This is a genomic window from Sphingomonas sp. AC411, from assembly GCF_979253035.1.
Genome location: NZ_CEEDAQ010000001.1, coordinates 1,394,580 through 1,420,724, shown reverse-complemented (window position 1 = coordinate 1,420,724; position 26,145 = coordinate 1,394,580). Strand labels below are relative to the sequence as shown.

Annotated in this window: 21 protein-coding genes and 5 pseudogenes; 15 read left to right on the top strand and 11 right to left on the bottom strand. The window is 67.0% G+C overall.

Annotated features, from left to right (window positions below; genetic code table 11):
* Positions 1-4 precede the first annotated feature (4 nt).
* Positions 5-1,587 (bottom strand): annotated as a pseudogene (locus AC0IX7_RS07180) (cytochrome ubiquinol oxidase subunit I).
* A 121-nt stretch (positions 1,588-1,708) separates the two neighbouring features.
* Here AC0IX7_RS07180 and AC0IX7_RS07175 point away from each other — a divergent pair.
* The 3 genes from AC0IX7_RS07175 to AC0IX7_RS07165 all read left to right on the top strand — a co-directional run bounded on the left by AC0IX7_RS07175 (position 1,709) and on the right by AC0IX7_RS07165 (position 3,927).
* Complete coding sequence (locus tag AC0IX7_RS07175; RefSeq protein WP_471810999.1) at positions 1,709-3,028, top strand: ABC transporter transmembrane domain-containing protein; 1,320 nt, start codon at positions 1,709-1,711, stop codon at positions 3,026-3,028.
* Positions 3,029-3,247: 219 nt separating this feature from the next.
* On the top strand, positions 3,248-3,490 hold the full coding sequence (locus tag AC0IX7_RS07170; protein ID WP_471810998.1) for an AAA family ATPase: 243 nt from the start codon (positions 3,248-3,250) through the stop codon (positions 3,488-3,490).
* The gene (locus AC0IX7_RS07165) at positions 3,487-3,927 is read left to right on the top strand and encodes a hypothetical protein (protein WP_471810997.1); all 441 of its coding nucleotides are present in this window, start codon (positions 3,487-3,489) and stop codon (positions 3,925-3,927) included. Before AC0IX7_RS07170 ends, AC0IX7_RS07165 begins: the two co-directional genes overlap by 4 nt.
* A 116-nt stretch (positions 3,928-4,043) precedes the next feature.
* Here the strand turns inward: AC0IX7_RS07165 and AC0IX7_RS07160 are convergent, their stop codons facing one another.
* On the bottom strand, positions 4,044-4,262 hold the full coding sequence (locus tag AC0IX7_RS07160; protein ID WP_471810996.1) for a hypothetical protein: 219 nt from the start codon (positions 4,260-4,262) through the stop codon (positions 4,044-4,046).
* 77 nt (positions 4,263-4,339) lie between these two features.
* Here AC0IX7_RS07160 and AC0IX7_RS07155 point away from each other — a divergent pair, with 77 nt between their 5' ends.
* Positions 4,340-4,735, top strand: a complete 396-nt coding sequence (locus tag AC0IX7_RS07155) for an ATP-binding cassette domain-containing protein (protein WP_471810995.1) — start codon at positions 4,340-4,342, stop codon at positions 4,733-4,735.
* Between the two features lie 16 nt (positions 4,736-4,751).
* On the top strand, positions 4,752-5,135 hold the full coding sequence (locus AC0IX7_RS07150) for an ATP-binding cassette domain-containing protein (protein ID WP_471810994.1): 384 nt from the start codon (positions 4,752-4,754) through the stop codon (positions 5,133-5,135).
* 110 nt (positions 5,136-5,245) lie between these two features.
* Here the strand turns inward: AC0IX7_RS07150 and AC0IX7_RS07145 are convergent, their stop codons facing one another.
* Positions 5,246-5,944, bottom strand: coding sequence for an OmpW/AlkL family protein (locus tag AC0IX7_RS07145; protein ID WP_471810993.1), 699 nt, complete (start codon positions 5,942-5,944; stop codon positions 5,246-5,248).
* A gap of 235 nt (positions 5,945-6,179) precedes the next feature.
* On the opposite strand from AC0IX7_RS07145, the gene AC0IX7_RS07140 reads away from it, so the two are divergent.
* From AC0IX7_RS07140 to AC0IX7_RS07120, 5 genes are read left to right on the top strand one after another with little or no spacing between them, the layout of a single operon-like run.
* Positions 6,180-7,637, top strand: coding sequence for a TolC family protein (locus AC0IX7_RS07140; RefSeq protein ID WP_471810992.1), 1,458 nt, complete (start codon positions 6,180-6,182; stop codon positions 7,635-7,637).
* On the top strand, positions 7,634-8,635 hold the full coding sequence (locus tag AC0IX7_RS07135; RefSeq protein ID WP_471810991.1) for an HlyD family secretion protein: 1,002 nt from the start codon (positions 7,634-7,636) through the stop codon (positions 8,633-8,635). The genes AC0IX7_RS07140 and AC0IX7_RS07135 overlap by 4 nt, the downstream gene beginning before the upstream one ends.
* On the top strand, positions 8,632-8,784 hold the full coding sequence (locus AC0IX7_RS07130; protein WP_471810990.1) for a hypothetical protein: 153 nt from the start codon (positions 8,632-8,634) through the stop codon (positions 8,782-8,784). Before AC0IX7_RS07135 ends, AC0IX7_RS07130 begins: the two co-directional genes overlap by 4 nt.
* Positions 8,781-9,767: an ABC transporter permease gene (locus tag AC0IX7_RS07125; RefSeq protein ID WP_471810989.1), complete on the top strand. Its 987-nt coding sequence runs from the start codon at positions 8,781-8,783 to the stop codon at positions 9,765-9,767. The genes AC0IX7_RS07130 and AC0IX7_RS07125 overlap by 4 nt, the downstream gene beginning before the upstream one ends.
* Positions 9,764-10,840 (top strand): ABC transporter permease, encoded by a 1,077-nt coding sequence (locus tag AC0IX7_RS07120; protein ID WP_471810988.1) that lies wholly within the window; start codon positions 9,764-9,766, stop codon positions 10,838-10,840. The genes AC0IX7_RS07125 and AC0IX7_RS07120 overlap by 4 nt, the downstream gene beginning before the upstream one ends.
* A gap of 74 nt (positions 10,841-10,914) precedes the next feature.
* Here AC0IX7_RS07120 and AC0IX7_RS07115 read toward each other — a convergent pair whose 3' ends face one another.
* Positions 10,915-12,198 carry a DEAD/DEAH box helicase gene (locus tag AC0IX7_RS07115; RefSeq protein WP_471813783.1) on the bottom strand — a complete coding sequence of 428 codons (1,284 nt, stop codon included), beginning with the start codon at positions 12,196-12,198 and terminating at the stop codon, positions 10,915-10,917.
* Positions 12,199-12,387: 189 nt separating this feature from the next.
* Positions 12,388-14,154 carry a putative bifunctional diguanylate cyclase/phosphodiesterase gene (locus AC0IX7_RS07110; RefSeq protein WP_471810987.1) on the bottom strand — a complete coding sequence of 589 codons (1,767 nt, stop codon included), beginning with the start codon at positions 14,152-14,154 and terminating at the stop codon, positions 12,388-12,390.
* Positions 14,155-14,395: 241 nt separating this feature from the next.
* Between AC0IX7_RS07110 and AC0IX7_RS07105 the strand changes: the two genes are divergently transcribed.
* Entirely contained in the window at positions 14,396-15,403 is a 1,008-nt protein-coding gene (locus AC0IX7_RS07105; protein WP_471810986.1) for a LacI family DNA-binding transcriptional regulator, read from the top strand.
* Here the strand turns inward: AC0IX7_RS07105 and AC0IX7_RS07100 are convergent.
* From AC0IX7_RS07100 to AC0IX7_RS07090, 3 pseudogenes are all read right to left on the bottom strand, one after another.
* A pseudogene (locus tag AC0IX7_RS07100) lies at positions 15,375-16,519 on the bottom strand (MFS transporter). The gene AC0IX7_RS07105 and the pseudogene AC0IX7_RS07100 sit on opposite strands and share 29 nt — an antisense overlap.
* Positions 16,520-16,939: 420 nt before the next feature.
* A pseudogene (locus AC0IX7_RS07095) lies at positions 16,940-18,898 on the bottom strand (TonB-dependent receptor); the annotation flags it as partial.
* 99 nt (positions 18,899-18,997) lie between these two features.
* Positions 18,998-20,046 (bottom strand): annotated as a pseudogene (locus tag AC0IX7_RS07090) (Gfo/Idh/MocA family protein).
* A gap of 65 nt (positions 20,047-20,111) precedes the next feature.
* On the opposite strand from AC0IX7_RS07090, the gene AC0IX7_RS07085 reads away from it, so the two are divergent.
* The 4 genes and pseudogenes from AC0IX7_RS07085 (at position 20,112) to AC0IX7_RS07070 (ending at position 23,642) form a co-directional block, all read left to right on the top strand.
* Positions 20,112-21,020: an aldo/keto reductase gene (locus AC0IX7_RS07085; protein ID WP_471810985.1), complete on the top strand. Its 909-nt coding sequence runs from the start codon at positions 20,112-20,114 to the stop codon at positions 21,018-21,020.
* Positions 21,017-22,092: pseudogene (locus AC0IX7_RS07080) on the top strand (LLM class flavin-dependent oxidoreductase). Before AC0IX7_RS07085 ends, AC0IX7_RS07080 begins: the two are co-directional and overlap by 4 nt.
* Positions 22,093-22,211: 119 nt before the next feature.
* On the top strand, positions 22,212-22,637 hold the full coding sequence (locus tag AC0IX7_RS07075; protein WP_471810984.1) for a fasciclin domain-containing protein: 426 nt from the start codon (positions 22,212-22,214) through the stop codon (positions 22,635-22,637).
* Between the two features lie 117 nt (positions 22,638-22,754).
* Positions 22,755-23,642 (top strand): NAD(P)/FAD-dependent oxidoreductase, encoded by an 888-nt coding sequence (locus AC0IX7_RS07070; RefSeq protein ID WP_471810983.1) that lies wholly within the window; start codon positions 22,755-22,757, stop codon positions 23,640-23,642.
* Here AC0IX7_RS07070 and AC0IX7_RS07065 read toward each other — a convergent pair.
* From AC0IX7_RS07065 to AC0IX7_RS07055, 3 genes are all read right to left on the bottom strand, one after another.
* Positions 23,598-24,512 carry a Brp/Blh family beta-carotene 15,15'-dioxygenase gene (locus AC0IX7_RS07065; RefSeq protein WP_471810982.1) on the bottom strand — a complete coding sequence of 305 codons (915 nt, stop codon included), beginning with the start codon at positions 24,510-24,512 and terminating at the stop codon, positions 23,598-23,600. The genes AC0IX7_RS07070 and AC0IX7_RS07065 overlap by 45 nt on opposite strands.
* Positions 24,513-24,593: 81 nt before the next feature.
* A complete protein-coding gene (locus tag AC0IX7_RS07060; RefSeq protein WP_471810981.1) occupies positions 24,594-25,361 on the bottom strand; it encodes a bacteriorhodopsin-like in 768 nt (255 codons plus the stop codon).
* Positions 25,362-25,634: 273 nt separating this feature from the next.
* Positions 25,635-25,949: a LuxR C-terminal-related transcriptional regulator gene (locus tag AC0IX7_RS07055; protein WP_471810980.1), complete on the bottom strand. Its 315-nt coding sequence runs from the start codon at positions 25,947-25,949 to the stop codon at positions 25,635-25,637.
* Positions 25,950-26,145 lie beyond the last annotated feature (196 nt).

Below are 26,145 nucleotides of genomic sequence, written 5' to 3'. Positions count from 1 at the left end.
CCTGTCAGGCGGCCAAGCGGAGAATGGGAGGCGTCGTGGGAACGAGGCCGACGACGGGCTTCGGATCCTCGTCATGCTCGAACGGACCTTTTCGGATCGTCGCGAGTATCAGCCGCACCTCGATCACCGCCAGCGTGCCGTAGATCGCGGTGAAGCCGATGATCGTCGTCCACAGGACTCCGCGGGTCAGCGACGATGCGGCCAGGAACGTCGGCAAGACCCCTCGATCGCCCAGGGCTGGCGACCGATCTCGGCGAGCATCCATCCGAGCTCGATCGCGATCCACGGCAGCGGGAGGGCGATGACGGCGAGCTTCAGGAGCCAGCGCGTCTGGGTGTGCATCCGGAGCGAGGTCAGGACGAACGCGGCACCGAACAGCGCGATCATGAAGAAGCCGATGAACGCCATGATCCGGAAGCTCCAGAACATCAGCGGGACGTTCGGCACCACGTCCCATGCGGTCGCCGCAATCAACTGCGGGCTCGCCATGCGCGGATCGGCGACGTGGCGTTTCAGCAGCAGCGCGTAACCCAGATCGCGCTTGTGCGCCTCGAACCGTACCCGCTGCGCGACGTCGGTGCGATCGACCTTTAGATGCTCGACTGCGTCATAGGCAATTACGCCTGATGTAATCCGCTCCTGTGCTTTCAGCACCAGTTCGGACATCCCCGTTACCTCCCTGTCGAGGCTGCGCGTTGCGATCAGGCCGAGCAACCACGGGACCTGTACCTCGTAGCGGGTCTCGCGCGCGGCGACGTCGGGCAGGCCGAACAGCGTCAGCCCGGCGGGGGCAGGAGCGGTGTGCCACGCAGCCTCGATCGCCGCGAGCTTCATCTTCTGATTGTCGGTCAGCGCATAGCCGCTCTCGTCGCCGAGCACGACGACCGACAGCGACCCGGCAAGGCCGAACGCGGCGGCGACCGTCATCGAACGGCGGGCGACTGCGGTGTAGCGGCCCTTGAGCAACCAGAAGGCGGAGATGCCGAGCACCACCACCGCGGCGCAGACATAGCCGGCGCTGATGGTGTGGACGAACTTCGCCTGCGCGATCGGATTGAACAGCACCGCGCCGAAATCGCTGACTTCCATCCGCATCGTGTCGGTGTTGAACTCGGCGCCGGTCGGATTTTGCATCCAGCCGTTCGCGACGAGGATCCACAGCGCCGACAAATTGGTCCCGAGCGCGACCATGAAGGTGACGATCAGGTGGCCGAGCTTCGACAGGCGATCCCAGCCGAAGAACATCAGCCCGACGAACGTCGCCTCCAGAAAGAACGCCATCAGTCCCTCGATCGCGAGCGGCGCGCCGAAGATGTCGCCGACATAATGCGAGAAATACGACCAGTTCGTGCCGAACTGGAATTCCATCGTCAGCCCGGTGGCGACGCCCAGGACGGAATTGATCGCGAAGATCCGCCCCCAGAACCGCGTGATGACGCGCCAGATCGGTCGGTTCGTCATCACGTACACGGCTTCCATGATGACCAGCATCATCGACAGCCCGAGCGTCAGCGGCACGAACAGGAAATGGTACAGGGCGGTCAGCGCGAATTGCAGCCGCGACAGATCGATGACCCCAAGGTCCATGATTAAGCTCCCCACAGTGCCGTCGACGGCCCTGTCTGGATGCCGGGCTAGGCCCCGGCGGCGGCGTGAACATTGACCGCGGTCAAAGACGCGCGCGGACGGTCCGCCGATTGCGGTCGACATGAGCAGTATTGCCAAAGACCGCGCCCAGGTTTCCCGCGCCTATCTGAAAGCGGCGGTCGCGGACGGCGGCGGTGTACGAACGTCGACGAGCTTGCTCCTACTCGATACCGGGGCGGCGATCGGGTTCGCGGCGGGGCTGGCGGGCGGCGTCGTCGCAGTCCCGCACGGTGTCGCGGCAATGCTGCCCTGGGCCCTGCTGGCGGGTGTCTCGGCCATTGGGCGCGGTGCTTGCGCGATGCTGGCGGCGCGCGTCGGTGCGGGTGGCGCGTACCGGGCAAAGACGCGGTTGCGGCGGCGGATCGTGGAGGCCGCGCTTCACCGTGCGCCCGGATCGGACGCGACGACGGGCACACTGATGAGCGCGGCGGTGGACGAGGTGGATGCGATCGATGGCTATGTCGCGCGCTTCCTGCCCGCACGGATGGCGGCGTCGATCGCGCCGCTGATCGTGCTTGCCGCGACTGCGGTGGCGAGCCCGATCGCGGCGGGGATCCTGGTGGCGACATTCTTTCCGTTTCTCGCGGCGATGATCCTCGCAGGCGGGGCCGCGGCGGATGCATCGCGGCGCCAGTTCGTCGCGCTTGCTCGGTTGTCGGGGCTGTTCGCGGATCGGATCGGCGCGCTGCCGGTCATACTCGCCTTTCGCGCGGAAGGGCGCGAGGCCGCCGCGCTTGGCGATGCGTCGGAGGATCTTGCGAAGCGAACGATACGCGTGCTGCGCGTCGCGTTCCTGTCGTCGGGGGCGCTGGAGTTCTTTGCCGCGCTGTCGGTCGCGCTCGTCGCGGTATATGCCGGGTTCAATCTGCTGGGCCTGCTTCCGTTTCCGGTTCCCGAGACACTCGATATCGGTCGCGCGTTCTTCGTGCTTGCGCTCGCTCCCGAATTCTACGCGCCGATGCGACGGCTAGCGGCGGCGTATCACGATCGTCAGGCTGCGGAGACGGCGGCAGAGCGGCTGGCGGAGGTGGAGCGCGCCAAGGCAGCACCGCCACCTACTGTTCCCGTCTGGTCCGGCGTCGCGCCGACGATTTGCTTCGACTCGGTTTCGATCCGCTATGATGGCCAGGACCGTGCCGCTGTCTCTGGCGTCTCGTTCGAGGCCAAACCCGGTATGATCGTCGCACTGGTCGGCCCCTCGGGCAGCGGCAAGAGCAGCCTGCTGCATCTGCTGCTTGGTCTCGCCCCTTGTCAGAGGGCCGCATCACGATCGGCACGCCTTCCCCTCCCTGAAAGGGAGGGGCCGGGGTGGGTCGGCTTCCGCATGATCCGTCGTCGGCGGCCAAAATTGGCCAACCCACTCCCAACGGCTCCCTTTTAGGGAGGGGAGCAGACGCGGTGCTCGACCTTGCGCAGATCGGCAGCATAGCACCGATCGCTGCGTGGATGGGGCAATCGCCGCTGATCCTCCCCGGGACGATCGGTTCGAACATCGCGCTCGCCGACCCGACCGCATCGGCCGAGCGGATCGCCGAGGTCGCGCGTGTCGCGGGCCTATCGCCGATGCTGCTGGCGCGTGGCGGGTTGGGGGCGGTGATCGATGCGCGGGGCAGCGGCTTGTCGGGGAGAGCGTCGCCGGATCGGGCTCGCCCGTGCGCTGTTGAAGCCGGCACCCGTCCTCCTGCTCGACGAGCCGACCGCGCATCTCGATGCGGACTCTGAAGCTCGCCTGGTCGAGGCAATCGCGCGCGCCTGTGTCGGGCGCACCACGATCATCGCGACGCACAGCGCGCGGTTGGCCGCGATCGCCGACGTCGTGATCGACCTGGGAGAGCGGACATGACTGCGTTCTATACGCTGATCGCCGAGGAGCGACGGCTGCAACGGCGCGGCCTGTGGCGTGCGGGTGGCTATGCGGCGGTCGTTGCGATCGCATCGGTCGTTCTGCTTGGGCTGTCGGGCTGGTTCATCACGGCCGCAGCGGTCGCCGGGCTGGCGGGAACGATCGCCGCGCAGGGCTTCAACTACATGCTGCCGAGCGCCGGCATCCGCCTGCTCGCGATCCTCCGCACCGCAGGGCGTTATGGCGAGCGGCTCGCTAGCCACGACGCGGCGTTTGGCGCGCTCGCCCGCATCCGGCCTGCGCTGTTCCTCGGTCTGGCGAGGGGCCCTTCGGATCATGCGCTGGCGTTGACGCAAGGCGAAGCGACCGCGCGGATCGTGCAGGACGTGAACGTCGTCGAGGCGCAGTTCGTCCGCCTCCTGCAGCGCCGGGTATGATCGCGGCGCTCGCGAGCGGCTTGGCTCTGTGCGTCGTTGGCGGGTGGCGACCGGCGGTGGCGCTCCTGCTGTGCTTAGCCGGCCTCCTTGCGTTCGCGACCTTGCTCGCTCGACGCCTAGAAGCGCCCGGGCGCGAGGTGCAGCGCGCGACCGGGGCGTTGAAGGAGGCCTTTGCCGGCGTGGCCGATGCCGCTGCGGAACTTCGCTGCTACGGAGTCGAGGTGCAGGCAATGGCCGCGGTCGACGCGAAGAGCCGGCGTCTGGCGGAGGCGCAACGCGCGCAGGCCTCGCGCCGCGGGCTGGTTCGAGTTCATCCAGGCGGTAGCCCTCGGCATGGCAGGTCTTGCAGCGTTGCTGCTCGCCGCATCCTTTGGGGCGCCGATCGCGGCATTAGCGCGCGCTGGCGGCCGTAATGACGATCGACGGCGCGGGCCCGGTGCTGCGCAGCCTTGCCCAACGGAGCGCGGTGCGCGAGGCGACCGCGCGGCTCGACGATCTGCTGCCGGATGCGGTCGAGCAGGGTGACGCGATCGCGTGTATCGGCGACCCGTCGCTCGACCTGCTTGGTACGCATCTGCCCGCCGAAATACGCGCCGCGCTGGTCGGCGCATCGGGGACGGGCAAGACCACGCTTGTAGAAAGCCTGCTCGGTCTGCGGTCGGTCGAGCCGGGTACCGCGTTCATCGACGGCAGGGACGTCGCCCGCATCCCGCTCTCCACCCGTCGTGCGACGTTCGGCTGGGCTCCGCAGGATGCGGCGCTGTTGGCCGGTACCATCCGCGACACCTCGCGCTCTGCGATCCGCTGACCGACGATGCGGCGATGTGGGCGGTCCTCGACGACGTCGCGCTGGCCGACGTCGTCGGAGCGCTTCGGACGGCCTCGACAGCTGGATCGGCGAGCACGGTGTGCGGCTGTCGGGCGGTGAGCGGCGGCGGCTGGCGCTCGCCCGTGCATACCTCGTCCCCGCGCCGTGGCTGCTGCTCGACGAGCCGACCGAAGGACTGGATGCCGCCACCGAGCGGCGCGTCGCTGAACGCTTGTCGGCTCGGTTGGCGAGAACGGGGCAGGGGCTCGTGATGGTCAGCCACCGTCCGGCAATGGTCGCGCTGTGCGATCGGCAACTCGCGATCGCGTCAGAGCTCGTCGCGACCGCCGCGCTACCGATCGATGCCGCGGGACGGGCGCGTTGGTATGGCCGAGAGTGAAAACTCGCTTAAAATCCGCGGGTCGGTGCGACGGTCGCCCTAGTAAGCGGGTCATTAAGTCGCGGTGAGGCGAATGCCTCGGAAACGAGGCACTCGCGGAGGATCGGCCGTCAGAGTCGTATGCCGAGCCCGACGCCGAACACCAGAGGGTCGAGGCTGATCGCGACGCGCTGCGTGCCGGCTGCCGTCGTTCGCAGCCGCGCGGTCGTGTCGATATCGATGTATTTGACGTCGAGGTTCAGGAACACCTTCGGCGCGATGTCGATATCGACGCCGGCCTGTGCCGCCCAGCCGAAGCTGTCCTTCATGTGGACATCGGTCGATGCGACCGCCGCGACGAGGCCGTCGGACGCCTTTTCGTTCCAGAAGATCGTGTAGTTGAGCCCGGCACCGACATAGGGGCGGACCTTGCCGGTCGGGTTCACATGATATTGCGCGGTCAGCGTCGGCGGCAATACCCATGTCGAGGCGAGCTTGCCGATCGAGCCGGTCGTGCCGGTGCGGCCATCGGCGTGATGCTTGGTGGTCGACGCGATCAGTTCGAAGCCGATGTGATCGGTCGCCATGTAGGTGACGTCGACCTCGGGCATGAAACTGTCGTTCACGCCGACACGCTCGCCGGGAAATGCGGGCAGGATGCTGCCGGACTTTTCGTTCGGCGCGACCAGGATCGTCCGTACGCGCACCAGCACGTCGCCTGCGGCGATGCCTCGACGCGGGGCCGGATCGGTCTGCGCAAAAGCAGGTGCGGCCACGATCATGCCCGCGCATGCCGCACCGATGGCGAGGTTCTTGATCGACGATGTCATGGTCCGGCTCCTGTAATCCAAGGCGGCCGGGCTACGCCTGCAGTACCGAGCAGGCGTTGATCGCGGACAAGGGTTGCGTTGACCGGCGGTCAAAGACGCGACGCCCGCCACCGCGCATTTCGCGGCCATGGGCAGTCCTGCTGGCTTACCCGTCGCGTCCCGCGAATTGCTTTGCTAGGGTCATCGCGGGCGAGGATTCGAGGGCGATACGGGTGGGGGAAAGTGGGACTGGTCGATGGCGGTCGCGCTGACGGCGTGCCTTTCGTCGACTGCCGAGGCGCAGACGGCGCTCAGCTTCGACGCGGCGCAGATGCGGTTGGATCGGACGTCGCGCGCACTCAGCGCCGCCGATCACGGTGTCGATGCGGCGAAGGCGGGGGCGGACGCGATGCGGACGCTGCACCGACCGATCGTCACCGCGTCGGTGCAGTATCTCGTCTACGAGAAGACGCTGTCGGTCGATCTCGCGGGGGCCAAGGGCAATGCACTGGGCAACACCCAGGATTTCCTCGCGGCATTTCCCGGTAGCGTGCCTCCGGCGTTTCAGCAGATCGCGAGCGAGATCACCGGGCGGCTGTCGCAGGCGCTGCCGGGGCTGTTCGATGCGATCCCCGACCAGCTCAGCTACCGCTTCCGCGACGAGGTGTTTCGGCCGACCGTACAGGCGGCGATGCCTCTCTATACCGGCGGCGCGATCCCGGCGATCCAGCGCGCGGCGCAAGGCGGCGTCGCGATGGCCGAGGGACGCCGCGCGCAAGTGATCGATCTGGCGCGGATCAACCTGATCCGCGCCTATTTCGGGCAACAGGCCGCCGCTGGGCTGCTCGAAGCCGCCCGCCGCAGCCGCGATGCGCTCGATAAGATCCTGTCGGATCTGCGCAAGCTGGAGGCGGCGGGGGTCATTCCGCGTGCCCGGACGCTGGAGGTGCAGGTCGCCCGCGACACCGCCGAGCGCACCTATCAGCGTGCCGACCTGTCCAGCGCGACCGCGCGCGACGAACTCGCCCGGCTGCTCGAGATCGACGGCAATGTCGTGCCGACGACCGCGTTGTTCGTGCAGACGCGTCCGCTCGCGCCGGTCGAGACCTATCTCGGCAGCGAGGGCACGGCACCGGAGGCACGGACCGCGGATGCCGGGCGGCAGATCGCCGACGCCGGTGTCGCGCTGGCCCGGTCGCGCCGGTTGCCGCAGGCCTATGCATTCGGCGAATATAATTTCAACCGCTCCAACGCGCTGCCGATCGAGCCGGACTGGATCGCGGGCGTCGGCGTTCGCTACACCATCCTCTCGAACATCGACCGCAGGCGGACCGAGGACGCAGCGCGCTCGCAGGCCGCTGCCGCCGCGGATACCGCGGCCGAAGCCCGCCGGATCGCCACCAGCGCGACGATCCGCGCGTATAATCTCGTCGAGGGCGCCCGCCGATCGTTCGTACTGCTCGACAGCAGCATGGTTGCGGCGCGCGAGAACGTCCGCGTACAGGCGGTCGCGTTTCGCGAAGGCGAGGGGACCGCGACGCCGGTGATCGCCGCGCAGGCAGCTCTCGATACGGCCGAAGCCCAACGTATTGCCGTCGCCTATGAATACGACCTCGCGCTCGCCGGGCTGCTCGCTTCGGCCAGCCGGCTCGACGCGTTCGGTGCGCACCTCGCCCAGGCCGACCAGCGCCTCACCTACGGAACCGACCGATGAGCGATCCCACCGCCCCGCCGAGCCGCCGTGCGCGCGTGCTGCTCTATGTCGGCCTGATCGTTGTGGTCGCGATTGTGGGCATCGGCTTGTGGCTCGCGAGCCGTCCGGGACCCGAGCAGATCCAGGGCATGGTTGAGGCGGACAGCGTCAACGTCGCGACCAAGGCGCTGGCCCGCGTGGACCGGTTGCTCGTCGACGAGGGCGCGCGGGTGAAAGCGGGACAGGTGCTCGCGACGCTGTCGAGCCCCGAACTGGGCAATGCCGAACGCCAGGCACAGGGCGCGCTCGATACCGCGCGGGCGCTTGATGCGGTGGCACAGGCCGGCGCGCGCAGCGAGGATGTCGGGTCGCTCCGCGCGATCTGGCAATCGGCGCAGGCCGCGGCGGATCTCGCCGCGACGTCGAGCCGCCGCGCGGACACGCTCTATGCCGAAGGGGTCGTCGCGGCCCAGCGACGCGACGAGGCACATGCCGCGCGCGACAGCAGCCGGATGTCGGCCGAGGCTCGCGCGGCTGCACATGAGAAGGCGCTGGCCGGGCCCCGTCGCGAGGACAAGCAGGCTGCGGCGGCGCAGGTCCGGATCGCGCAGGCGGGGTTGTCGACGGCTCGATCGCTGATGACCGAGACGCGGCTGGTGTCGCCGATCGACGGTGAGATCTCACGCAAATTGCTCCAGCCGGGTGAGATCGTCAGTCCTGTGCTGCCTGCCTATCAGGTGATCGACATCGACCATCCGCACGTCGAGATCACGGTGCGCGAGAGCCAATATGCGGGCGTCCGTCCGGGCGGCATCCTGGTCGGCCACGTCCCGGCGCTCGGTCGCGACGTCCGGTTCCGTATCACGCATATCGCGCCCGAAGGCGCGTTCGCGACGGTCCGCGCGACGCGGCAGTCGAGCGGCTACGACGTCCGCGCGTTTGCGGTCCAGCTGCGGCCGGTAGAACGGGTCGCGGCGCTGCGTCCGGGCATGAGCGTGCTGTTCGACTGGCCGCGATGAGCGCGTTCCGGCGGGCGCTGGCCGAGGAGCTCGCGCATCTCTGGCGCGATCGGTTCGATCTCGCCCTGCTGACGCTGGTGCCGCTGATCTGCCTCGTCGTGATGGGCGGGATGCTGTCGCGGGCTCGCCGCATGGCCTTGGCGTGGTGATCGTCGACCAGGATCGCAGCGTCGCCTCCCGATCGATCGTCCGCGCGATCGGCGCGGTCGATGCGCTGACGATCGTCGATGACGTATCCAGCCTGTCGGAAGGGTTTTCGGCGATCCGGCGCGAACGGGCGATCGCGGTGGCCGTGCTTCCATCCGGTCTGGGCGGCGCGCGGACGGCGGCGACCCCGCGCACGATCGAGATCTTCTACCAGACCGCGTTTCTGTCGACCGGCGCGCTGACCTCTGCGCTGCTCCAGGCGACGATCACGGCGGACCTGGCGAGACAGGCGCCTGCCAACGCCGGCGTTGCAGGTATCGCGCTGCTCAGGGTGCCGCTGCCGGGCGTACAGGTGACGCTCCTCGGCAATCCGTCCGCCAGTCTCGAATGGTATCTCGGCCTGCTGATCGGTCCCGCGATCCTGCATCTGCTGATCGCCGTGACGTGCGCCGCATCGCTGGGGCGCGAGCTGGTCGACGGGTCGATGGGTCCTTGGGCGGTCCGGGTCGGTGTCCCTGCGATGGCGGCGGCGGGTCGCCTGTTGCCGCATGTCGCGATCGGCACGCTCTGGCTATGCCTGTGGTTGCTGTGGCTAACCCTGGGGCAGGGATTCGCCTTTACCGGTGCGATCGGGCTCGTCGCTTTCGGCGGGCTGTTGCTGTTCGTCGCGACCGCGGCGATCTCGACGTTGCTCATCGCATTGACCGGCGAGGTCGCCACCAGCCTGTCCGCGAGCGTGATCTATGCGGGGTCCGCGCTTGCCTATTCGGGTGCGTCGCTGCCCATCACCGGCGGTATCGCGGTTGCGCGGATATGGAGCGCGATCCTGCCGCTCACCCATTTTGTCACGCTCGAGATGGACCAGACGATCGGAGTGGACGGCGCGATCTGGGCGAAGCAAGCGGCGATCCTGATGCTGTCGGCTTTGGTCGCGGGCGGCGGCGCGGCGCTGCTGCTGCGGCGGCGGGCGCGCAACTCGGCATGAGTTTCCGCCAGGCCTTCGAAGGCGCGCTGCTCGAAATCCTGCGGACGCGCGATCTGGTCGCGGTCGCGGTGATCTCGGTGCTGTTCTACGCTTTCTACTATCCGGCGCCCTATGCGCATCAGGTCGTCGAGCGCCTGCCGATCGTCGTCGTCGATGCGGATCGCAGTGCCGTCTCGCGCGCCATCGTCCGCAACCTCGGCGCCGCGCACGAGGTGGAGATCGCCGCCAACGTATCCGACATGGTCGCGGCACGAGCGCTCGTCCGCAACCGGCAAGCCGAGGGCATCCTGCTGATCCCGCACGATCTGGGTTCGGCGGTGATCGAAGGGCGACCCGGCGGCGGCATCGCGGTGTGGCTCAACGGCGCCTACCTGCTTCGCGCGGAGGCGGTGGGGAAGACGGTCGGGGCGGCGATCGGCGCAACACTCGAAGGGCGCCTGTCGGGTCTCGCGGGATCGGTCGCAGTGCCGGTCACACCGGTCGTCACCCGTCCGCTGTTCAACACGACCGAGGGCTATCGCGACTATATCTTCCCTGCGGTTGCCAACATCATCCTGCAGCAGACGCTCTTGTTTTCAGTCGCACGCCTGATCGCCGAGCGCCGCCGCACGGGCCGCTGGCACCGCGGGATGTTCCTCGGCGTGTGGGCTGCGTGCACGACGATCGGCACGCTCGGCGCGCTGTTCTATTTCGGCCTGATCTACTGGCTGCAGGACATTCCGCACGGCGGCAACATCCCCGCGCTGCTCCTGACCGTGCCGCTGTTCGCCGCGACCGTGTCCGCACTCGCGCTGACGATCGGCAGCATGGTGAGGAGCGGCAACGATGCGCTGAAACTGCTCATCCCGACGTCGATCCCGTTCGTGTTCCTGTCGGGGTTCGCGTGGCCGCTGTTCGCGATGCCCGCCTGGGTCCAGGCGATCGCCTGGATGATCCCCGTCACCCCGGCGACGCACATCTTCGTGCCGCTCAACCAGATGGGCGCGTCGCTGGGCGAGGTGGGCGACGCGGTCGCGATCCTGGTCGTGCAACTGGCGGTGTTCGGATCGGTGGCGCGTTACCGTTTGCGATGAACGCGCCGAGCAGGTGCGATCGGCCGATCCGCACCCAAAGCCCGACGCCGTCCCTCGTGTCTCGTATCGTTCCGTCAGGCAGCCTTGGCGGCCATCCGCGCGGCGAGCTTCTCTTCCTCGGTCCACACCTTGCGCTCGCGCGCGGGCTTGGCAGGCTTGATCTGCTTGACCGGACCGCCGCCCAGCACCGGCGCGCGCTTGGTCGAGTGACGCGCGATTTCGCAATGCCATTCGTGGTCGTCCTGCACGGTCAGGGTGCGCCCGATCTCGCGCTCGACATCGTGCAGCCACGCGCGCTGCTCGGCATCGCACAAGGTGATCGCGAAGCCGCTGCGCCCGGCACGGCCGGTACGGCCGATGCGGTGGACATAGCTTTCCGGCAGGCTCGGCAGATCGTGGTTGAACACGTGCGTCACCGTGTCGACGTCGATCCCGCGCGCGGCAATGTCGGTCGCGACGAGCACCTGCACGGTGCCGGCACGGAACGCGTCGAGCGCACGCTCGCGCTGGCCCTGCGACTTGTTGCCGTGCAGCGCCTCTGCGGTGATGCCTGCCTCGCCGATGAACGCACAGACGTCGTTGGCGATGTTCTTCTGCAGCGTGAAGACGACCGCCTGGCCCATATTCGGCGTCTGCAACAATGCCAGCAGCGCCGCCTTCTTGTCGGCCGCGTCGAGGAACATCACCGACTGGTCGATCCGGTCGACCGTGGTCGAGGGCGGTGCGATCTCGACCTTGGCCGGATCGCGCAACAGGCTCTCGGCCAGCGCGGCGATCGACTTCGGCATCGTCGCCGAGAACAGCAGCGTGTGGCGATCCGCCGGCAGCGTCGCAACGATCCGCTCGATCGGCTTGGCGAAGCCCATGTCGAGCATCTGGTCGGCCTCGTCGAGCACCAGCGCCTCGAGCTGCGACAGGTCGCAAAGGCCCTGCTCGACCAGATCGAGCAGGCGGCCCGGCGCGGCGACGATGATGTCGACACCGGCCTCGAGCGCCTTGACCTGGTGGAACTGGCTGACGCCGCCGAAGATGGTCATCACGCTAGGCTTGATGTGCCGGCCGAAGCTCTCGAAGCCGGCGGCGATCTGCGACACCAGTTCGCGCGTCGGTGCGAGGACCAGCACGCGCGCGCCACCCTTCGGCGCCGGGCGAGGGTTGGCGGCAAGGCGGTGGAGCAGCGGCAGCGCGAACGCCGCGGTCTTGCCGGTGCCGGTCTGCGCCATGCCGAGCATGTCGCGGCCGTCCAGCAGCATCGGGATCGACTGCGCCTGGATCGGCGTCGGGTGGGTATAGCCCTCTTCGGCGAGCGCCTGCAGCAAGGTGGGCGCGAGCGAGAGATCGGCAAAAGTCATGGTCATTGTCACGCGGCGCCTCCAGCGCTGAGCTGAAGCTGCGCCTGGTAGGGCTTAGCGTCCTGAGCGCGGGCAGGTAGGTTTTATGCTGCACTGCGTCAATCAGGAAAGCCGGGGAGGGCGGTTTGACGTTCTCTCTTCCGCCTCGCACCGCGGATCGTCTTGCTAGATCGCCTCGGCTTCGTGCGAAGCGTCCTACGCGACCAACAGCGAGGGCGTACCCTGACGCTCCTCCAGCCATTCGGCGAACTGCTCGGCTTCCATCGGCCGCGCGAACCAGAATCCCTGCGCCTCCTCGCACTGCAATTCCGTCAAGATGGCAGCGGCTTCGGCCGTCTCGATCCCCTCCGCGACCACCAGATAGCCAAGCCGGTGGGCAAGGCCGATCATCGTCTCGACGAGCACAAAGTCGGGCCCGCTCGGTTCGGTGAGATTGCGGATAAACGCCTGATCGATCTTGAGGACCCGGGCCGGCAGCTGCTGGAGATAGGCCAGGCTGCTATGGCCCGTCCCGAAATCGTCGATCGCAAGGCGGATGCCTGCCGCATCCAACGCGCGCAGCACAGCCATGGCCTTGTCCGGCTGTTCCATGATCGCGCTCTCGGTAAGCTCGATCTCCAGCTGGTCGGGGCGTAAACCGCGCTTCAGCAGGCCGAGCTGGATACGCTGGACGAAATCGGCCTCGGCGAGATTGGCGGCGGAAATGTTCACCGACAGCGCGACCGTGGCGCCCCAATCGCCGAGTTGCTCCATCGCCGCGTCGAGCACCCATTTCGTAGTCTGTCGCGCCAGCGAGGTCTGTTCGATAAGCGGAATGAACTCGGCCGGGGAGACGTCGCCCAGCTCAGGATGCTGCCACCGCAACAGCGCCTCGGCGCCGACACACCTGCCGGTCTTCAGGTCGATCCGCGGCTGATAGACGAGGCGAAGCTGGTCGGTCATCTCCAGCGCCGTGCCGAAGTCGCGGAGCAGGCTGTATTGCCGCTGGTGCGCGGTATCGCTCGACGACGAATAGAGCGCGATCGCGCCGTCTGCGCCTCGCGCGTCCTGCGCCGCGCTGGCAGCACCGCGCAACACGTCGTCGGCCGGCATCTCGCCGAGGACGAACGGACGTACGCCGATCGCGACGTTGGTGACGAACCGGACCGAGGACGACGCCCGGATCAGCTCGAACTCGGACTGGAGCGCCTGCAGATAGGCGGTCTGCTCGATGCCCGGCGGCGACAGAAACGCCAGCTGCGCAGGGCCGACATGATAGGCCGACCGCGTCGGTTCGAGCACCTTGAGCAGCGACTGGGTCGCCTCGCGGATCATCTCGTCGACGCGAGCACCGCCCAGGACCCGGGTAATCCGGCTGATCTGGTCGTCGCGTGCCAGGTCCACCACCACGGCAAGCCGCCGTTCGCCCGGATGATCGCGGGCAAGGTCGATGAGATCATCGCGGAACTGGGTACGGGTGGGTAGCCCGCTGATCGGATCCAAATGCCCGAACGCGTGCTGCAACTCGATCTGGGCCATCACCATCGCGGCAAGATCGACGAGCGCGGCCAACTCCCCCGGCGTCGCCTGCCTCGGTTCGGTCCCCAGGACGCACAGCGCGCCCAGGCCGTAGCCGCTGCTGGTGATCAGCGGCGCTCCCGCATAAAATCGGGTTCCCGCGCGACCCAGGACGCTTTCGGCGTAACAGGGATCGGCGTGAAGATCTTCGATCACCAGCAATGCGTTCGATTCGGTGACCTGGGCACAGGGCGCTCGGTCGCGGGGAATGCTGGTATGATCCACGCCAACCCGCGATTTGAACCATTGCCGGTCGCGATCGGTCAGGGAAACCGCGGCAACAGGCAGGCCGAAGATCTGGCTCGCCATCCGGGTAATCCGGTCGAAGCTCTCGGTCGGCGAGGTGTCGAGCAGCTTGAGCTGGTACAGAGCGTCGAGCCTGGCTTCTTCCTGATGGTCGCGCACACGGTACTCCTTGCGCCATCATAATAGGATGAAAACCTTAACGGTTTCATCTAATTGCCAAAATAGTTTTTTATTTGTCGGTATTTCGTTTCGACAGGGATCGTTCGCTCGATCGAAGCCCGTCGGCTGTGTCGTCCTTGCACCGATCCAGCAACTAGTTGCGAACCTCGCCGGGCTCAGGCCAGTTTGCTTTGACGCTGTTGCGTTATTTCTCCATCCAGCACGCGCGAGGGAGAGCAGCGTGCGGCCAACTATCAACGACGTGTCGCTGCTTGCCGGCGTTTCGATCAAGACGGTCTCGCGCGTGCTCAACAACGAGCCTCGCGTTTCGGAGGCGACGCGGGCGCGGGTGACGGCGGCGTTTGCGACGCTCAAATACCGGCCGAACATGGCGGCGCGGACGCTGGCGGGGCATCGCAGCTTCCAGATCGCGCTCGCCTGCGACAATCCCAGCCCGTATTACGTCTACGAGATGCAGTCCGGCATCCGCGATCGCTGTCTGCTCGACGGCGTGCGGATGATCGCGCAGCCCTACGACCACGACTCCGACCGGTTGATCGACGATATCGAGAGCCTGATCGACGGGTCGGGTGTCGACGGACTAATCCTGACGCCGCCCGCAACCGACTATCCCGAAATACTGGCGCTGATGGCGCGCCGGAAGATGCGGTTCGTCCGTGTTTCGCCGGGGACCGATCTCGATCTCACCGCATCGGTGTTCATCGACAATGTCGGTGCTGCGACCGTGATGACCCGGCATCTGCTGGCGCTTGGCCACCGGCGGATCGGCTTCATCACGGGGCATGCGAGTTATGCGACCAGCGCGCAGCGACTGGCGGGCTATCGCGCTGCGCTCGACGAGGCTGAAATCGCGTTCGATCCCGTTCTGGTGCGCGGTGGGGACTATGACTTCGCATCCGGTGCGGACGCGACGGAAGCGCTGCTCGCGCTCCGCCTGCCGCCCACCGCGATCTTCGCCTCAAACGACGACATGGCCGCGGGCGTCCTCAGCGTCGCGCACCGCCGCGGGCTGTCGGTACCCACCGACCTGTCGATCGCGGGCTTTGGCGACGACGCGATTTCGCGGTTCGTGTGGCCCGCGCTGACGACGATCCGCCAGCCCACGCGGACGCTCGGCTACACGGCGGCCGACCTCTTGCTCGCCGCGGAGTTCGCGGTGAAGCGGATCGAAGTGCCGTTCGAACTGATCCGCCGCGACTCTACCGGGCCGGTTCGATCCGCGGGATAAGCAGCTGGATGAACCCCAGCGCCAGCAAACAGCTGCACGCACAGATCGCCAGCATCGGCGCATAGCCGAAGCCGTGGCCGAGCGACCAGGCGGACAGCTGGATCATGCCGATCGATCCCATATTGCCGCAGAACGCGGCGATCCCGATCGTCGACCCGACCGACCGCGCCGGCATGACGTCGGTGGTCAGCGCGAAGACGTTGGTCGAGAACCCCTGATGCGCGAACAGCCCGAGCCCGAGCACCAGCGCGGCGGTCCAAGGGCTTTGCAGCGACAGCACGATCGGCACCGGCAGGATCAGCAGCGCGTACAGCAGCAACGTGGATTTTCGCGCACGATCGAGGCTCCAGCCGTGCGCCATCAGCCGGGTCGGCAACCAGCCCCCGGTGAGCGCACCACAGGCCGCGAGCGCATAGACGAGCGCGACGGGAGTCCGACCTGTCCCTGCGGTAGTCCGAACAGCCGGTGGAACAGATCGGGCAGCCACGACAGCATGAAGAACCACACTTGATCCGACAGCACCTTGGCGACCGCGATGGCGAGCGTCCGGCGATCCTTGAACAGGTCGATCCAGCGGATCGGCGCAGGGCCACCGGTCTCGGCGATCGCGGCGGGCATCTTGAACGCGAACCACGCGACGACCCAGACCAGCCCGAGGCCACCAGCGACGAGGAACGCCGCGCGCCAGCCGAACGCGATCGCCAGCGCCGGGATGACGAGCGGGGTTATGACCGCACCGACATTGGGCGCGGTGTTGCCGATCCCCAGCGCGATCGAGCGGTCCTTGGGCCCGAAATAGGTCGCAGCGGATTTGACCGCGGCGGGTGTGCCGATCGACTCCGCCGCACCCAGCACGACGCGCGCGCCGATGAACCCGGTCACGCCCGAGACGAAAGCGTGCGCCATGCCGGCGAGGCTCCACACGAACACGCCTGCCGCGAAGCCGATGCGGAGGCCCACCCGGTCGATGAACCAGCCGGTCCCGAGGAACGCGACCGCGGCGGCGAACTGGAACGCCGACGCCATGTTGCCGTAATCCTGATCCGACCAGGCGAATTCCTTTTCCAGCGTCGGCTTCAGCAGCGCCAGGATTTGCCGGTCGACGTAGTTCAGCATGATCGCGAAGAACACGAGCGCCACGACCACCCAGCGCGCCTTGGAATGGGCGGGCGAGGGGGTCGAGGAGGTCTGTACCGTTTCCGTCAAAAGTTCAGCCTTGCAGTGATGCCGGCGTAGCGATCCGCCTCGCGCGGGATGATGTAGCGATAGGCGCCACCGGGCCCGCCGCTGGTGATTGCCGAGGCAAAGCTGGTGTCGAGCACGTTCTTCACCTGAAGCACGACCCTGAAAGCATCCTTCGCATCGACGATGCCGGCGGAGAGATCGAGCAGGCCGTATGCCTTGATCGTGGTCGCGTCGCGGATCGCGGCGCTCGCGTCGAACTGCGAGATCTGGCTGGACTGGTATGAGCCTTGCGCGCCAACGGTGAAGTCGATGCTGCCGCCGGTGCGGATCTCGGTAGTCGCCGCCGAGCGATCCCTTCCACCGCGGCGCGTAGCCGAGTTGCGTGCCTGCGGGCACGACGCCGGTGGTCGAGCCGTTGGTCGGCATCTTGAACTGGTCGACATGCGCGTCGGTATAGGCGAGCCCGCCCGAGATGTTGAGGTCGCGGACCGGACGGTAGAGCAGGTCGAGTTCGCCGCCACGGGTCGAAATGTCGCCTGCGTTGGTGAAGCGGGTGACAAGCACGCCCGCGACGACATCCGGGTTGTTCGCCTGGAAATTATGGTATTTGGCGTAATAGGCCGCGATGTTGATCACCAGCTTGCCACCGAACAGCGTGTTCTTCAGGCCTATTTCGTAGCTGTCGGCGGTTTCCGGATCGATCACGTTGGTGCCGGTCGCGCCGAGATTGTAGAAGATGTTGAACGCTGGCCCCTTATAGCCTCGCGAATAGGTCGCGTAGGCGGTCGATTGCGGTGCCAGGTCGAATTGCAGCCCGCCCTTGCCCGACCAGTTGGTGTTGGTGGTCTTGCCCGCGAACGGCCCGAAGCTCGGGTTGATGCCCGGCCCCGCAAGCGTCGTGACGCGGCTGTGGAAGACGTCGAGCTGGTCGCTGGTGTAGCGGACGCCGGCGATCGCGCGGAACCGATCGGTGAGGTTGAAGACGCCCTGCCCGGAAAAGGCGAGGTTCTTGAACGTCGAGCCGAACACAGCGGTGCCGGTCGGCCGGGTGACCGTCGTGCCCCCGGTCGAGCAGGGGGTGAGCACGGTCGGCGTCGGCGTGGCGGTGCAGACGACGTCGTCGCGGCGGAACGTCCGCTCGGTTTCCGCGCGCGAGTAGAACGCGCCGACCACGTAGCTGAAGAACTGGTTCGACGGCGACGCGATCCGGACTTCCTGCGTGAAGGTGTTGCTCGTCTGCGGCCCGAAATCGTGAAGCTGGTTGGCGCCGACATACGCGGTCGGCAGCCAGTCGCCGTCGCGGATCTCGGTATTGTCGTATTCGCGGTAGGAGCCGATGTACGTCACCGTCTGCGTGCCGAGCGTCGCGTCGGCCTGCAGCGAGACGCCCCAACTCTTCTCGTCGGTATGCGTGATCAGGTCCTGGTTGACGGTGCGCGACTTGTTGCCGTTGCGATCGGGCAGGACGCTGGCGGTGAGGCCGGTGGTCGGCGTGGTGCCGATGACCTCGGCGCAGCAATCGTCGTTGCTCCGCCGATAGTCGCCGATCAGTGTGAAGGTCAGGTCGGGCGTCGCGTCGGCGACGACCATGCCGCGAAAGCCGTAATGCTCGTACCCGTTCACGCGGCGGTTATCGTGCGCGATGTTGCGGATGTTGCCCGCGTAATTGCCGTAGAAGCCGGTGAAGCGGCTCTTGATCGTCTCGCTCACCGGAATGTCGAGTGCGGCGCGCGTGCGATATTCATTGCCGTTGCCGGTGAAGAACGATCCTTCGACCGAGCCGGCGAGGACGTTGCCGGGACGCTGGGTGACGATGTTGATGACGCCGGCGCTCGTGTTCTTGCCGAACAGCGTGCCCTGCGGTCCGCGCAGGACTTCGATCCGGTCGATGTCGATCAGGTCGCTGAACGCCTCACCCGCGCGGCTGTAGACGACGCCGTCGACGACGGTGGAAATCGATGGCTCGCCCGCGACCGAGAAGGTCGATGTGCCGACCCCGCGTAGGAACAGCGATTGGTTGATCGTCGTGCCCGATTTGCGGAAGTTGAGCGTCGGCACGAGGTACTGCGCGCCTTCGAGGTTCACCGCGCCCTGCGCTGCGATCTGCGCGCCAGAGATTACCGATACCGCGACCGGCACGTCTTGCAGACGCTCCGAGCGTTTCTGCGCGGTGACAACGATTTCGCCCGGCACGGACGCATCGGGCGCGCTCGGGGCTGCGACCTGCGGCTGTGCTGCGTCCTGCGCCCAAGCCGGTGCGCTCAGCCCCACGGCCAAGGCCACCCCCGACAGCAACCAATGCGTTTTCATGCGCGTCCCCTCCACAATTCCTACTTCAACGGTAGGTTAAACAGTGTCCTGCGCTGTCATACACGATTTCGCCTTGGGGCGCGCAAAGTATGGCTTCATTCAGAACCCCAGTTCGGCCATTTCCATGACGCGTTTCGTCCGCGCGCTGATCTCCGCCGCTGTACCGATCGCGACCGCCATAAGCCCGTCACGCGCGCTAACCTCGACGTCGATTTCGCCGCGCACCGCAGCGATGAACTTCTGATGCTGGTAGAAGGTCGAGCCGTGATGGCTGCCCGCGTCGAGTGCGGTCCGGTCGACCTCGATCACCTGCCGCTCGACCTGTTTCGGGTTGAGGAAGCCAGTGCGCGGACTGAACACCAGCGCGCCTTCGGGGATCAGCACGTCGAGCCGGGCTGCATCGCCGACCGCGGTGATCTCCTCCTGGTTCTCGGCACCGTCCGCGAACATCGACAGGTCGAGCATCGCGCGGACGCCGTTGGCGAAGTCCACCGTCGTGTAGCTGTTGTCGATGATGTCGGGCCGTTCGCCGTCATAGCGCTCGTCGACATGGTTCACGTCCATCGCGCCCGAGCAATAGACGCGGACCGGTTCCGACCGGACGATCAGCCGCATCAGGTCGAAGAAATGGCAGCATTTCTCGACCATCGTCCCGCCGGTGTTGCGGCTGAAGCGGTTCCAGTCGCCGACCTTGGGCAGGAACGGAAAGCGATGTTCGCGGATCGACAGCATCCGCAAGCGCCCAATCCGGCCGCCATGCACCTGTTCGATAAACGCGGCGGCGGGCGGCATGTAGCGATATTCCATCGCGGTCCAGAACGGTCGTGTCATCTGCGCGGCACGGTCGACGACCCAGCGGGCATCCTCCAGCGTCGTCGCCAGCGGCTTTCGCAGAGGATCGCGACGTCCGCGTCGAACAGCGGCTCCAGCACGGCGCGGTGCGTGAAGTTCGGGCTTGCGACGATCACCGCATCAACCAGCCCACTGCGGGCAAGCGCCGCCGCATCGGCAAATTCCTGCACCCCATCGCCGCGCGGACCAAGCGCATCGCGCGCCCAGCCGAGCGAAATGCTCACCGGATCGGCGATCGCCGTCACGACCGCGCCCGGGGTGACGGCGAGGTTCTGGAGATGCTCGACCCCCATCATGCCGGTTCCGACCAGCCCATAACGTACTTGCTCGACCAAGCCTATTACCCCTATTCGTGACAGCGATGTCGCAGCTTGATCCTACACCCAAAGCCATTCCACTCGGCAAGAGCGGAATCCTTGTCAGCCCGATAGCCTGGGGCATGTGGCGGTTCGCCGGAGTCGGCGTCGCCGAAGGACGCACGCTGATCGAGGCGGCGTTCGAGGCGGGCGTCACGCTGTTCGACACAGCCGACATCTATGGTTTCGATGGCGCCGGCGGGTTCGGCGATGCGGAAGTGCTGCTCGGCCGCGTCTTCGCAGAATCGCCCGGCCTGCGCGAGCGGATGGTCCTGTCCACCAAGGGCGGCATCCTCCCGCCGCTACCGTATAATTCGGGTCCGGCCTATCTGGCGAAGGCGCTCGATGCCTCGCTGACCCGGCTCGGTGTCGAGCAGGTCGACCTTTACCAGATCCATCGCCCCGATATCCTGACGCACCCGCAGGAAGCGGCGCGTGCGCTCGAGGATATGGTCACGGCGGGCAAGGTGCGCGCGGTCGGCGTGTCGAACTACACGCCCGCGCAGGCACAGGCGCTGGCGTCGTTCCTGACCATTCCGCTCGTCAGCCATCAGCCGGAATTTTCGCCACTCCACCTCGAACCGCTCGAAAACGGGCTGTTCGATCAGGCGATGGAGCGCGACATGGCGGTGCTCGCCTGGTCGCCGCTCGGCGGTGGCCGGCTCGGTGTACCCGCCGACGCGCGCAGCGCAGCGGTGGCGGCGGCGCTCGATCGCAAGGCGGCCGAGACGGGCGCGAGCCGGTCGGCGGCGGCCTATAGCTGGATCATGGCGCATCCGGTGCGCGCGATCCCGATCGTCGGCACGCAGAACCCGGCGCGCATCGCCGAACTCGCGCAGGCCTTCGCGATCACCTGGACCCGGCAGGACTGGTACGATGTCCTGATCGCGGCGCGCGGCGAGGCGCTGCCATGACCAGATCCTGCGAAGTCAGCTGGTTCTCGGCGCTGTGCGACGACGATTACGAGTTTCTCGGCGTGCCCGATCCTCGGCTGCAATCGACTTGGGAGCATTGCCGGGATATCGTCCTCCAGGCGGAGACCGGCGGCTACGACAACATCCTTCTCCCTCGGGCTATTCGCTAGGGCTCGACACGACCGCGTTCGCCGCAGCGATCGCGCCGATGCTCCGCCGGCTGGCGCTGTTGATGGCGGTGCGCGTCGGCGAAAGCTGGCCGCCGCAACTCGCGCGCCAGATCGCGACGATCGACCGGATGCTCGGCGGGCGGCTCAACACCAACATCATTTCGTCCGACCTGCCCGGCGAGACGCTGGCGTCCGGCCCGCGCTATGCCCGCACGGTCGAGCTGATGCGGATCCTCAAGACGCTGCTGAACGGCGAGCCGCTCGATCATGACGGCGAGTTTTGGAAACTGAAGCTCGACCCGCCGCGGATCGGCACCGTGTCGGGTAAGGCGCCGTTGATGTATTTCGGCGGGCTGTCGCCGGACGCGCGCGAGGCGGCAGCGAAGGAATGTGACGTCTATCTGATGTGGCCCGACACGCGCGAGAAGGTCGCCGACATCATCTCCGACATGACCGCACGCGCCGCCCGCCACGGCCGCACGCTGCGCTTCGGCTACCGCGCGCACGTCATCGTCCGCGAGACCGAGGACGAGGCGCGGGTGTACGCCGATCGCCTGCTCTCGAAGCTCGATGTGGAACAGGGTGCCGCGATCCGCGCCAAGTCGCTGGATTCGGGGTCTGCGGGCGTCGCAGCGCAGGCGGCCCTGCGCGAGGGCGCATCGCCCGATGGCTATGCCGAGGACAATCTCTGGACCGGCATCGGCCGCGCGCGCTCGGGTTGCGGCGCGGCGATCGTCGGCGATCCCGATCAAGTGCTCGCCAAGCTCGCCATGTACCAGGATATGGGGATCGAGGCGTTCATCCTGTCGGGCTATCCGCACGCCGCGGAAGCCGACCTGTTCGCGCGCCACGTGCTGCCGCGAATGAACCACGCGCCATTATCGGTCGCGACCGACGCCTGAGCGGCTCGAATCACGTGCTGGGCTTGCGATACGACCCAAAGGTCATATCGCACCGACACTGGCTTGATGGGAAGGACGCGCGCCGGACACCGGCATCAGCCTCATTTCCAGGATAGACCATGACCGATACCAAGCATGACATCGTCGACACCGCGGTTGCCGCAGGGTCGTTCACGACACTGGTCGCCGCCGTCGGCGCGGCGGGCCTCGCCGATACCTTGAAGGGCGAGGGTCCGTTCACCGTCTTCGCGCCGACCGACGCGGCCTTCGCGGCGCTGCCGGCAGGGACGGTCGACGACCTCGTCAAGCCGGAGAACAAGGAGAAGCTGACGGCGATCCTGCTCCTCCACGTCCTGCCGGGCGCGGTCATGGCCGACGACGTGAGCGGCAAGGTGCTCGATCCCGCGACTGCTGGCGGTTCGACCGTGCATGTCGACGGCACCGACGGCGTCACCATCAACGGCGCACGCGTGATCTCCGCCGACATCGCCTGCACCAACGGCGTGATCCACGCGATCGACACGGTCCTGCTACCAACCGGTTGATCGCCCAGCGTAATTGATATGTACTCGATACCGGACCTGATCGTCCCGGTATCGTTGTTTGGAGACATGCGTGAAGGTTGCGATCGTGGGTGCGGGTATCGCGGACTGTCCTGCGCGGTGCGTCTTCAGCAGGATGGCTGTGCGGTGACGCTGTTCGACAAGGGCCGTGGCGCCGGTGGTCGCATGGCGACGCGGCGCTCCGACACCCCCGCAGGCGAGGCAGCCTTCGATCACGGCGCGCAATATCTGACGATGCGCGACCAAGACTTCGTCGCCGCGATGCACGCATGGAAGTCGGCCGGAGTCGTCGCGCCCTGGCCCGCCGCGGGCCCCGATGCATGGGTCGGCACGCCCGGCATGAACGCCATCGTCAAACATCTCGCGGCGCAGACCGATGTGCGCTGGAATTCTCGTATCACCGATGTCCGCCGGACGGCCGCGGGCTGGGTCGTCGAACCCGATACGACGGGCGCGTTGTTCGACGCCGTCGTCATCGCAACGCCCGCGGAACAGGCCGCGCCGTTGCTGGCACCGCACGACCCGGCGATGGCAAGCGAAGCCTTGGGCTGCCGGTCGGCTCCGTGCTGGACCGCGATGTTCGCCTTCGACGCGCCGCTGACGATCCCGCACGACGTGCTCAAGGATGCCGGGATCATCGGCTGGGCCGCGCGGAACAGCGCCAAGCCGGGACGCCAGGGCCCGGAATCCTGGGTCGTCCAGGCAACGCCGGACTGGTCGCACGAACATCTGGAGCAGCCCGTCGATACGGTGGTCGATCGGTTGCAGGCGGCGCTGGCCGAGCACGCCGAGGAAGGACTACCCACACCGATATTTCGTACCGCCCATCGCTGGCGCTACGCAAAGACGGCAGGGCTGGATCTCGGCTCGCTCTGGAACGCCGGCGAGCAGATCGGCGCGGCGGGCGACTGGCTGGTGGCACCGCGGATCGAAAGCGCCTGGCTATCCGGCCGACACCTTGCCGAGCAGATTCTCGCCAGCCCCTGATGCCGGGAAGTGCTGGCGATCGCCCCGCGCCAGCCGTCGCTCGATCCATTTCGAAAATGCCAGATGCGGCACCGCGACGGTCGCGAGCAACTGGAACGCCTGCGCAGTCAGATCCGCGGGCAGGGACCGTCCAAGGCTGTTAGCGAACACGACCCAGCCGCTGATCGCCGCCACCGACAAGGCCGCCCCGTCGCCAGCCACCAGCGCTGCGAAACCCCGCCCAGTGTGATCCGCGCATCGGCCAAATGACGCGGTGGAGTGCAGGAACACGAAGAACAGCGCGAACCCGGCCACCGGCGGCGCGATAATCAGGCTTAAAATCGCAACCGCCGTCGCCGCAGCCCATTCGCGCGCACCGTTCCGCCAGGCGTCGCTGATGCCGATGATCGTGACCAGCAGCGCGACCGGCGCGACCGCGATCAGCGACCGCGCGACCGTTTCGCCACCGGGCCCGCCTACCATCGCGACGAACAACCGCGCGACCTCCGCCGGGTGGCCGATCGCGGGCGCGGCGATGATCGCGGTCCCGGCCGCGACCTTGAGCAAAGGCTCGTCGATCATCGTCCAGTCCTCGCCGAAATGGACCGAGGCGACCGCGACGAACAGGACCAGCGCGATCAGCGGGCTTACTACCCACATCACGGCCATCGCGACGGCGATCCCGACATAGCCACCGACCGCAAGCGCGAGGCCGTGGCGTCCGAGGCGGCCCGTGCGTGCGAGCAACGCGATGTCGTAGGCGCCATGCGGCATGCCCCCGCCGATGAAGACGATCGTGGCGATCAGCGTCGCGATAGGTCCATCGAGCGACAGCCCCGCTGCCAATGCGGTCGCGAGGTACAAGGCAGCCAGCCAGAATCCAGGATGCACGAAGCCGCCGCGCCCCGAGGAACGCGGCGGCCTAGGCTTGTCACGGCAGCCGATGCCGCAACCCGAGCGGAAGCATCGGTATCAATGATTGTGGACGGCGACGCCATGCGCCTCGACCTGCGACTTGCGGACGGAGATCATGTAGATCAGCACGCCGACGCCAGCCTTCGCGACGATGTCCGCGATCGTGTAGCCGAGCTGGATGACGGTCGTCGCGGTCGCGCCGCTGATCCCGGCATAGGGCGCCATGTAGACGATCGGGTAGAAACCCCAAGACGCGAAGGTTAGCAGACGGGCCTTGCGCACAAGGTCACGCGCGACGGCCGGCTGCTGCTCGATCGAGTCGCCGAGCCCGCGGAACAATTCCCATACGATGTAGATGAACGGGATCGCCGACAACGTACCCCAAAGCGCGCGGGTCGGAATGTCGGTCGCGATCTCGCCGGGATAGCCCAGCACGATCATGAGTGCGGCGGCCGAACCCAGCCGCACCGTCTTCGACGAGGTCTGCTCGGGCGACAGGCGCATCACGAGCACGAGTTCGATCAGCAGCAATGGCACGGTCAGCAGCCAGTCGACGTAACGATAGGCGTCGTTGAATGCGAACCCGGTGCCCGTGATGATCCCGTCCTTGAGCGAATAGCTCTCGTTCCAGCTCTCGAAGATCCGCAGGTAGTGATAGGCGGCGATCGCGGTCACCAGCCCCGAGATGGTGACGGCGGTACGGTACGCCGGCGCGACCTGCGATCGGCACAGCCACAGGAAGGCGGTCGTCGCGGCCATCGTCGCGAACGTGAATGAAAACGCGTTATATACCAGCGAGAACTGGAACGGGGTTATGCTGTCCATGAAGGTCTCCATCACCTTGCTGTGCCGCGCCCGCTACGCTGGCGAACCGGCCTTGTTGCGGGAGAGCGAGGGCCGACGGAGTGATCGGTTTCGGTCCACCCGGGGATGGCGCCACAGCGACTTCAAAGGGTAACGGAGGGAATTCCACCCGAGCCGCGGAACCGATGGCTAATACGGTCCGAGACCCAGCCGCTGTGACGACCATGGACCAAATACGCCTGGGTGGGGCGGGGGCGATACGGACCTTGGCCCATATACGGCTTGCGATCTGGCCTAGAGCCCGGCCTCGACCGCGAGCCGGATCAGGTCCGCGGTGGTCGTCAGGCCGAGCCGGTCCATCAGGATCGCGCGGTGCATCTTCACCGTCTTCTCGGCCAACCCCAGTTCGGCAGCGATCTGCTTGTTGAGCAGGCCCTGCGCGACGAACTTGAGCACCTGGCCCTGGCGCGGCGACAGCGCCTTGACCATTTCCGCCGCACGGATGCGTCGCATGCTGGTCGGCGGCGCGGCGTTGGTATCGATCTCGACCTGCGAGCCGAGGAAATACAGCAGCCGGTCTTCCTCGTCGTACAGCGGCGCGACAAGCACGGCGTTGCGCGCTCAATCCCAAGCCGTTGCAGCGGCCGTTCGCGGAGGTCGCCGACGAACTCGCGACGCATGTCCTGCCGCATTTCCCGACGGTCGCCTCTACGATCGCACCACCGCGCGCGACCCCTGATCCGGCTTTCTGAACCCCGTCCTTCCGAAACCCGCTTTCCTGAACATAGCCCCGGCTTCGGCCGTT

Excerpts from the sequence above, each read along its gene's own strand:
- AC0IX7_RS07120 (WP_471810988.1), top strand. The coding sequence starts at position 9,764 with ATGAGTTTCCGCCAGGCCTTCGAAGGCGCGCTGCTCGAAATCCTGCGG.
- AC0IX7_RS07145 (WP_471810993.1), bottom strand. The coding sequence starts at position 5,944 with ATGACATCGTCGATCAAGAACCTCGCCATCGGTGCGGCATGCGCGGGC.
- AC0IX7_RS07085 (WP_471810985.1), top strand. The coding sequence starts at position 20,112 with ATGTCGCAGCTTGATCCTACACCCAAAGCCATTCCACTCGGCAAGAGC.
- AC0IX7_RS07115 (WP_471813783.1), bottom strand. The coding sequence starts at position 12,198 with ATGACCATGACTTTTGCCGATCTCTCGCTCGCGCCCACCTTGCTGCAG.
- AC0IX7_RS07160 (WP_471810996.1), bottom strand. The coding sequence starts at position 4,262 with ATGCCGAGGGCTACCGCCTGGATGAACTCGAACCAGCCCGCGGCGCGA.
- AC0IX7_RS07175 (WP_471810999.1), top strand. The coding sequence starts at position 1,709 with ATGAGCAGTATTGCCAAAGACCGCGCCCAGGTTTCCCGCGCCTATCTG.
- AC0IX7_RS07140 (WP_471810992.1), top strand. The coding sequence starts at position 6,180 with ATGGCGGTCGCGCTGACGGCGTGCCTTTCGTCGACTGCCGAGGCGCAG.
- AC0IX7_RS07135 (WP_471810991.1), top strand. The coding sequence starts at position 7,634 with ATGAGCGATCCCACCGCCCCGCCGAGCCGCCGTGCGCGCGTGCTGCTC.
- AC0IX7_RS07060 (WP_471810981.1), bottom strand. The coding sequence starts at position 25,361 with ATGGACAGCATAACCCCGTTCCAGTTCTCGCTGGTATATAACGCGTTT.
- AC0IX7_RS07075 (WP_471810984.1), top strand. The coding sequence starts at position 22,212 with ATGACCGATACCAAGCATGACATCGTCGACACCGCGGTTGCCGCAGGG.
- AC0IX7_RS07130 (WP_471810990.1), top strand. The coding sequence starts at position 8,632 with ATGAGCGCGTTCCGGCGGGCGCTGGCCGAGGAGCTCGCGCATCTCTGG.
- AC0IX7_RS07165 (WP_471810997.1), top strand. The coding sequence starts at position 3,487 with ATGACTGCGTTCTATACGCTGATCGCCGAGGAGCGACGGCTGCAACGG.
- AC0IX7_RS07155 (WP_471810995.1), top strand. The coding sequence starts at position 4,340 with ATGACGATCGACGGCGCGGGCCCGGTGCTGCGCAGCCTTGCCCAACGG.
- AC0IX7_RS07170 (WP_471810998.1), top strand. The coding sequence starts at position 3,248 with ATGCGCGGGGCAGCGGCTTGTCGGGGAGAGCGTCGCCGGATCGGGCTC.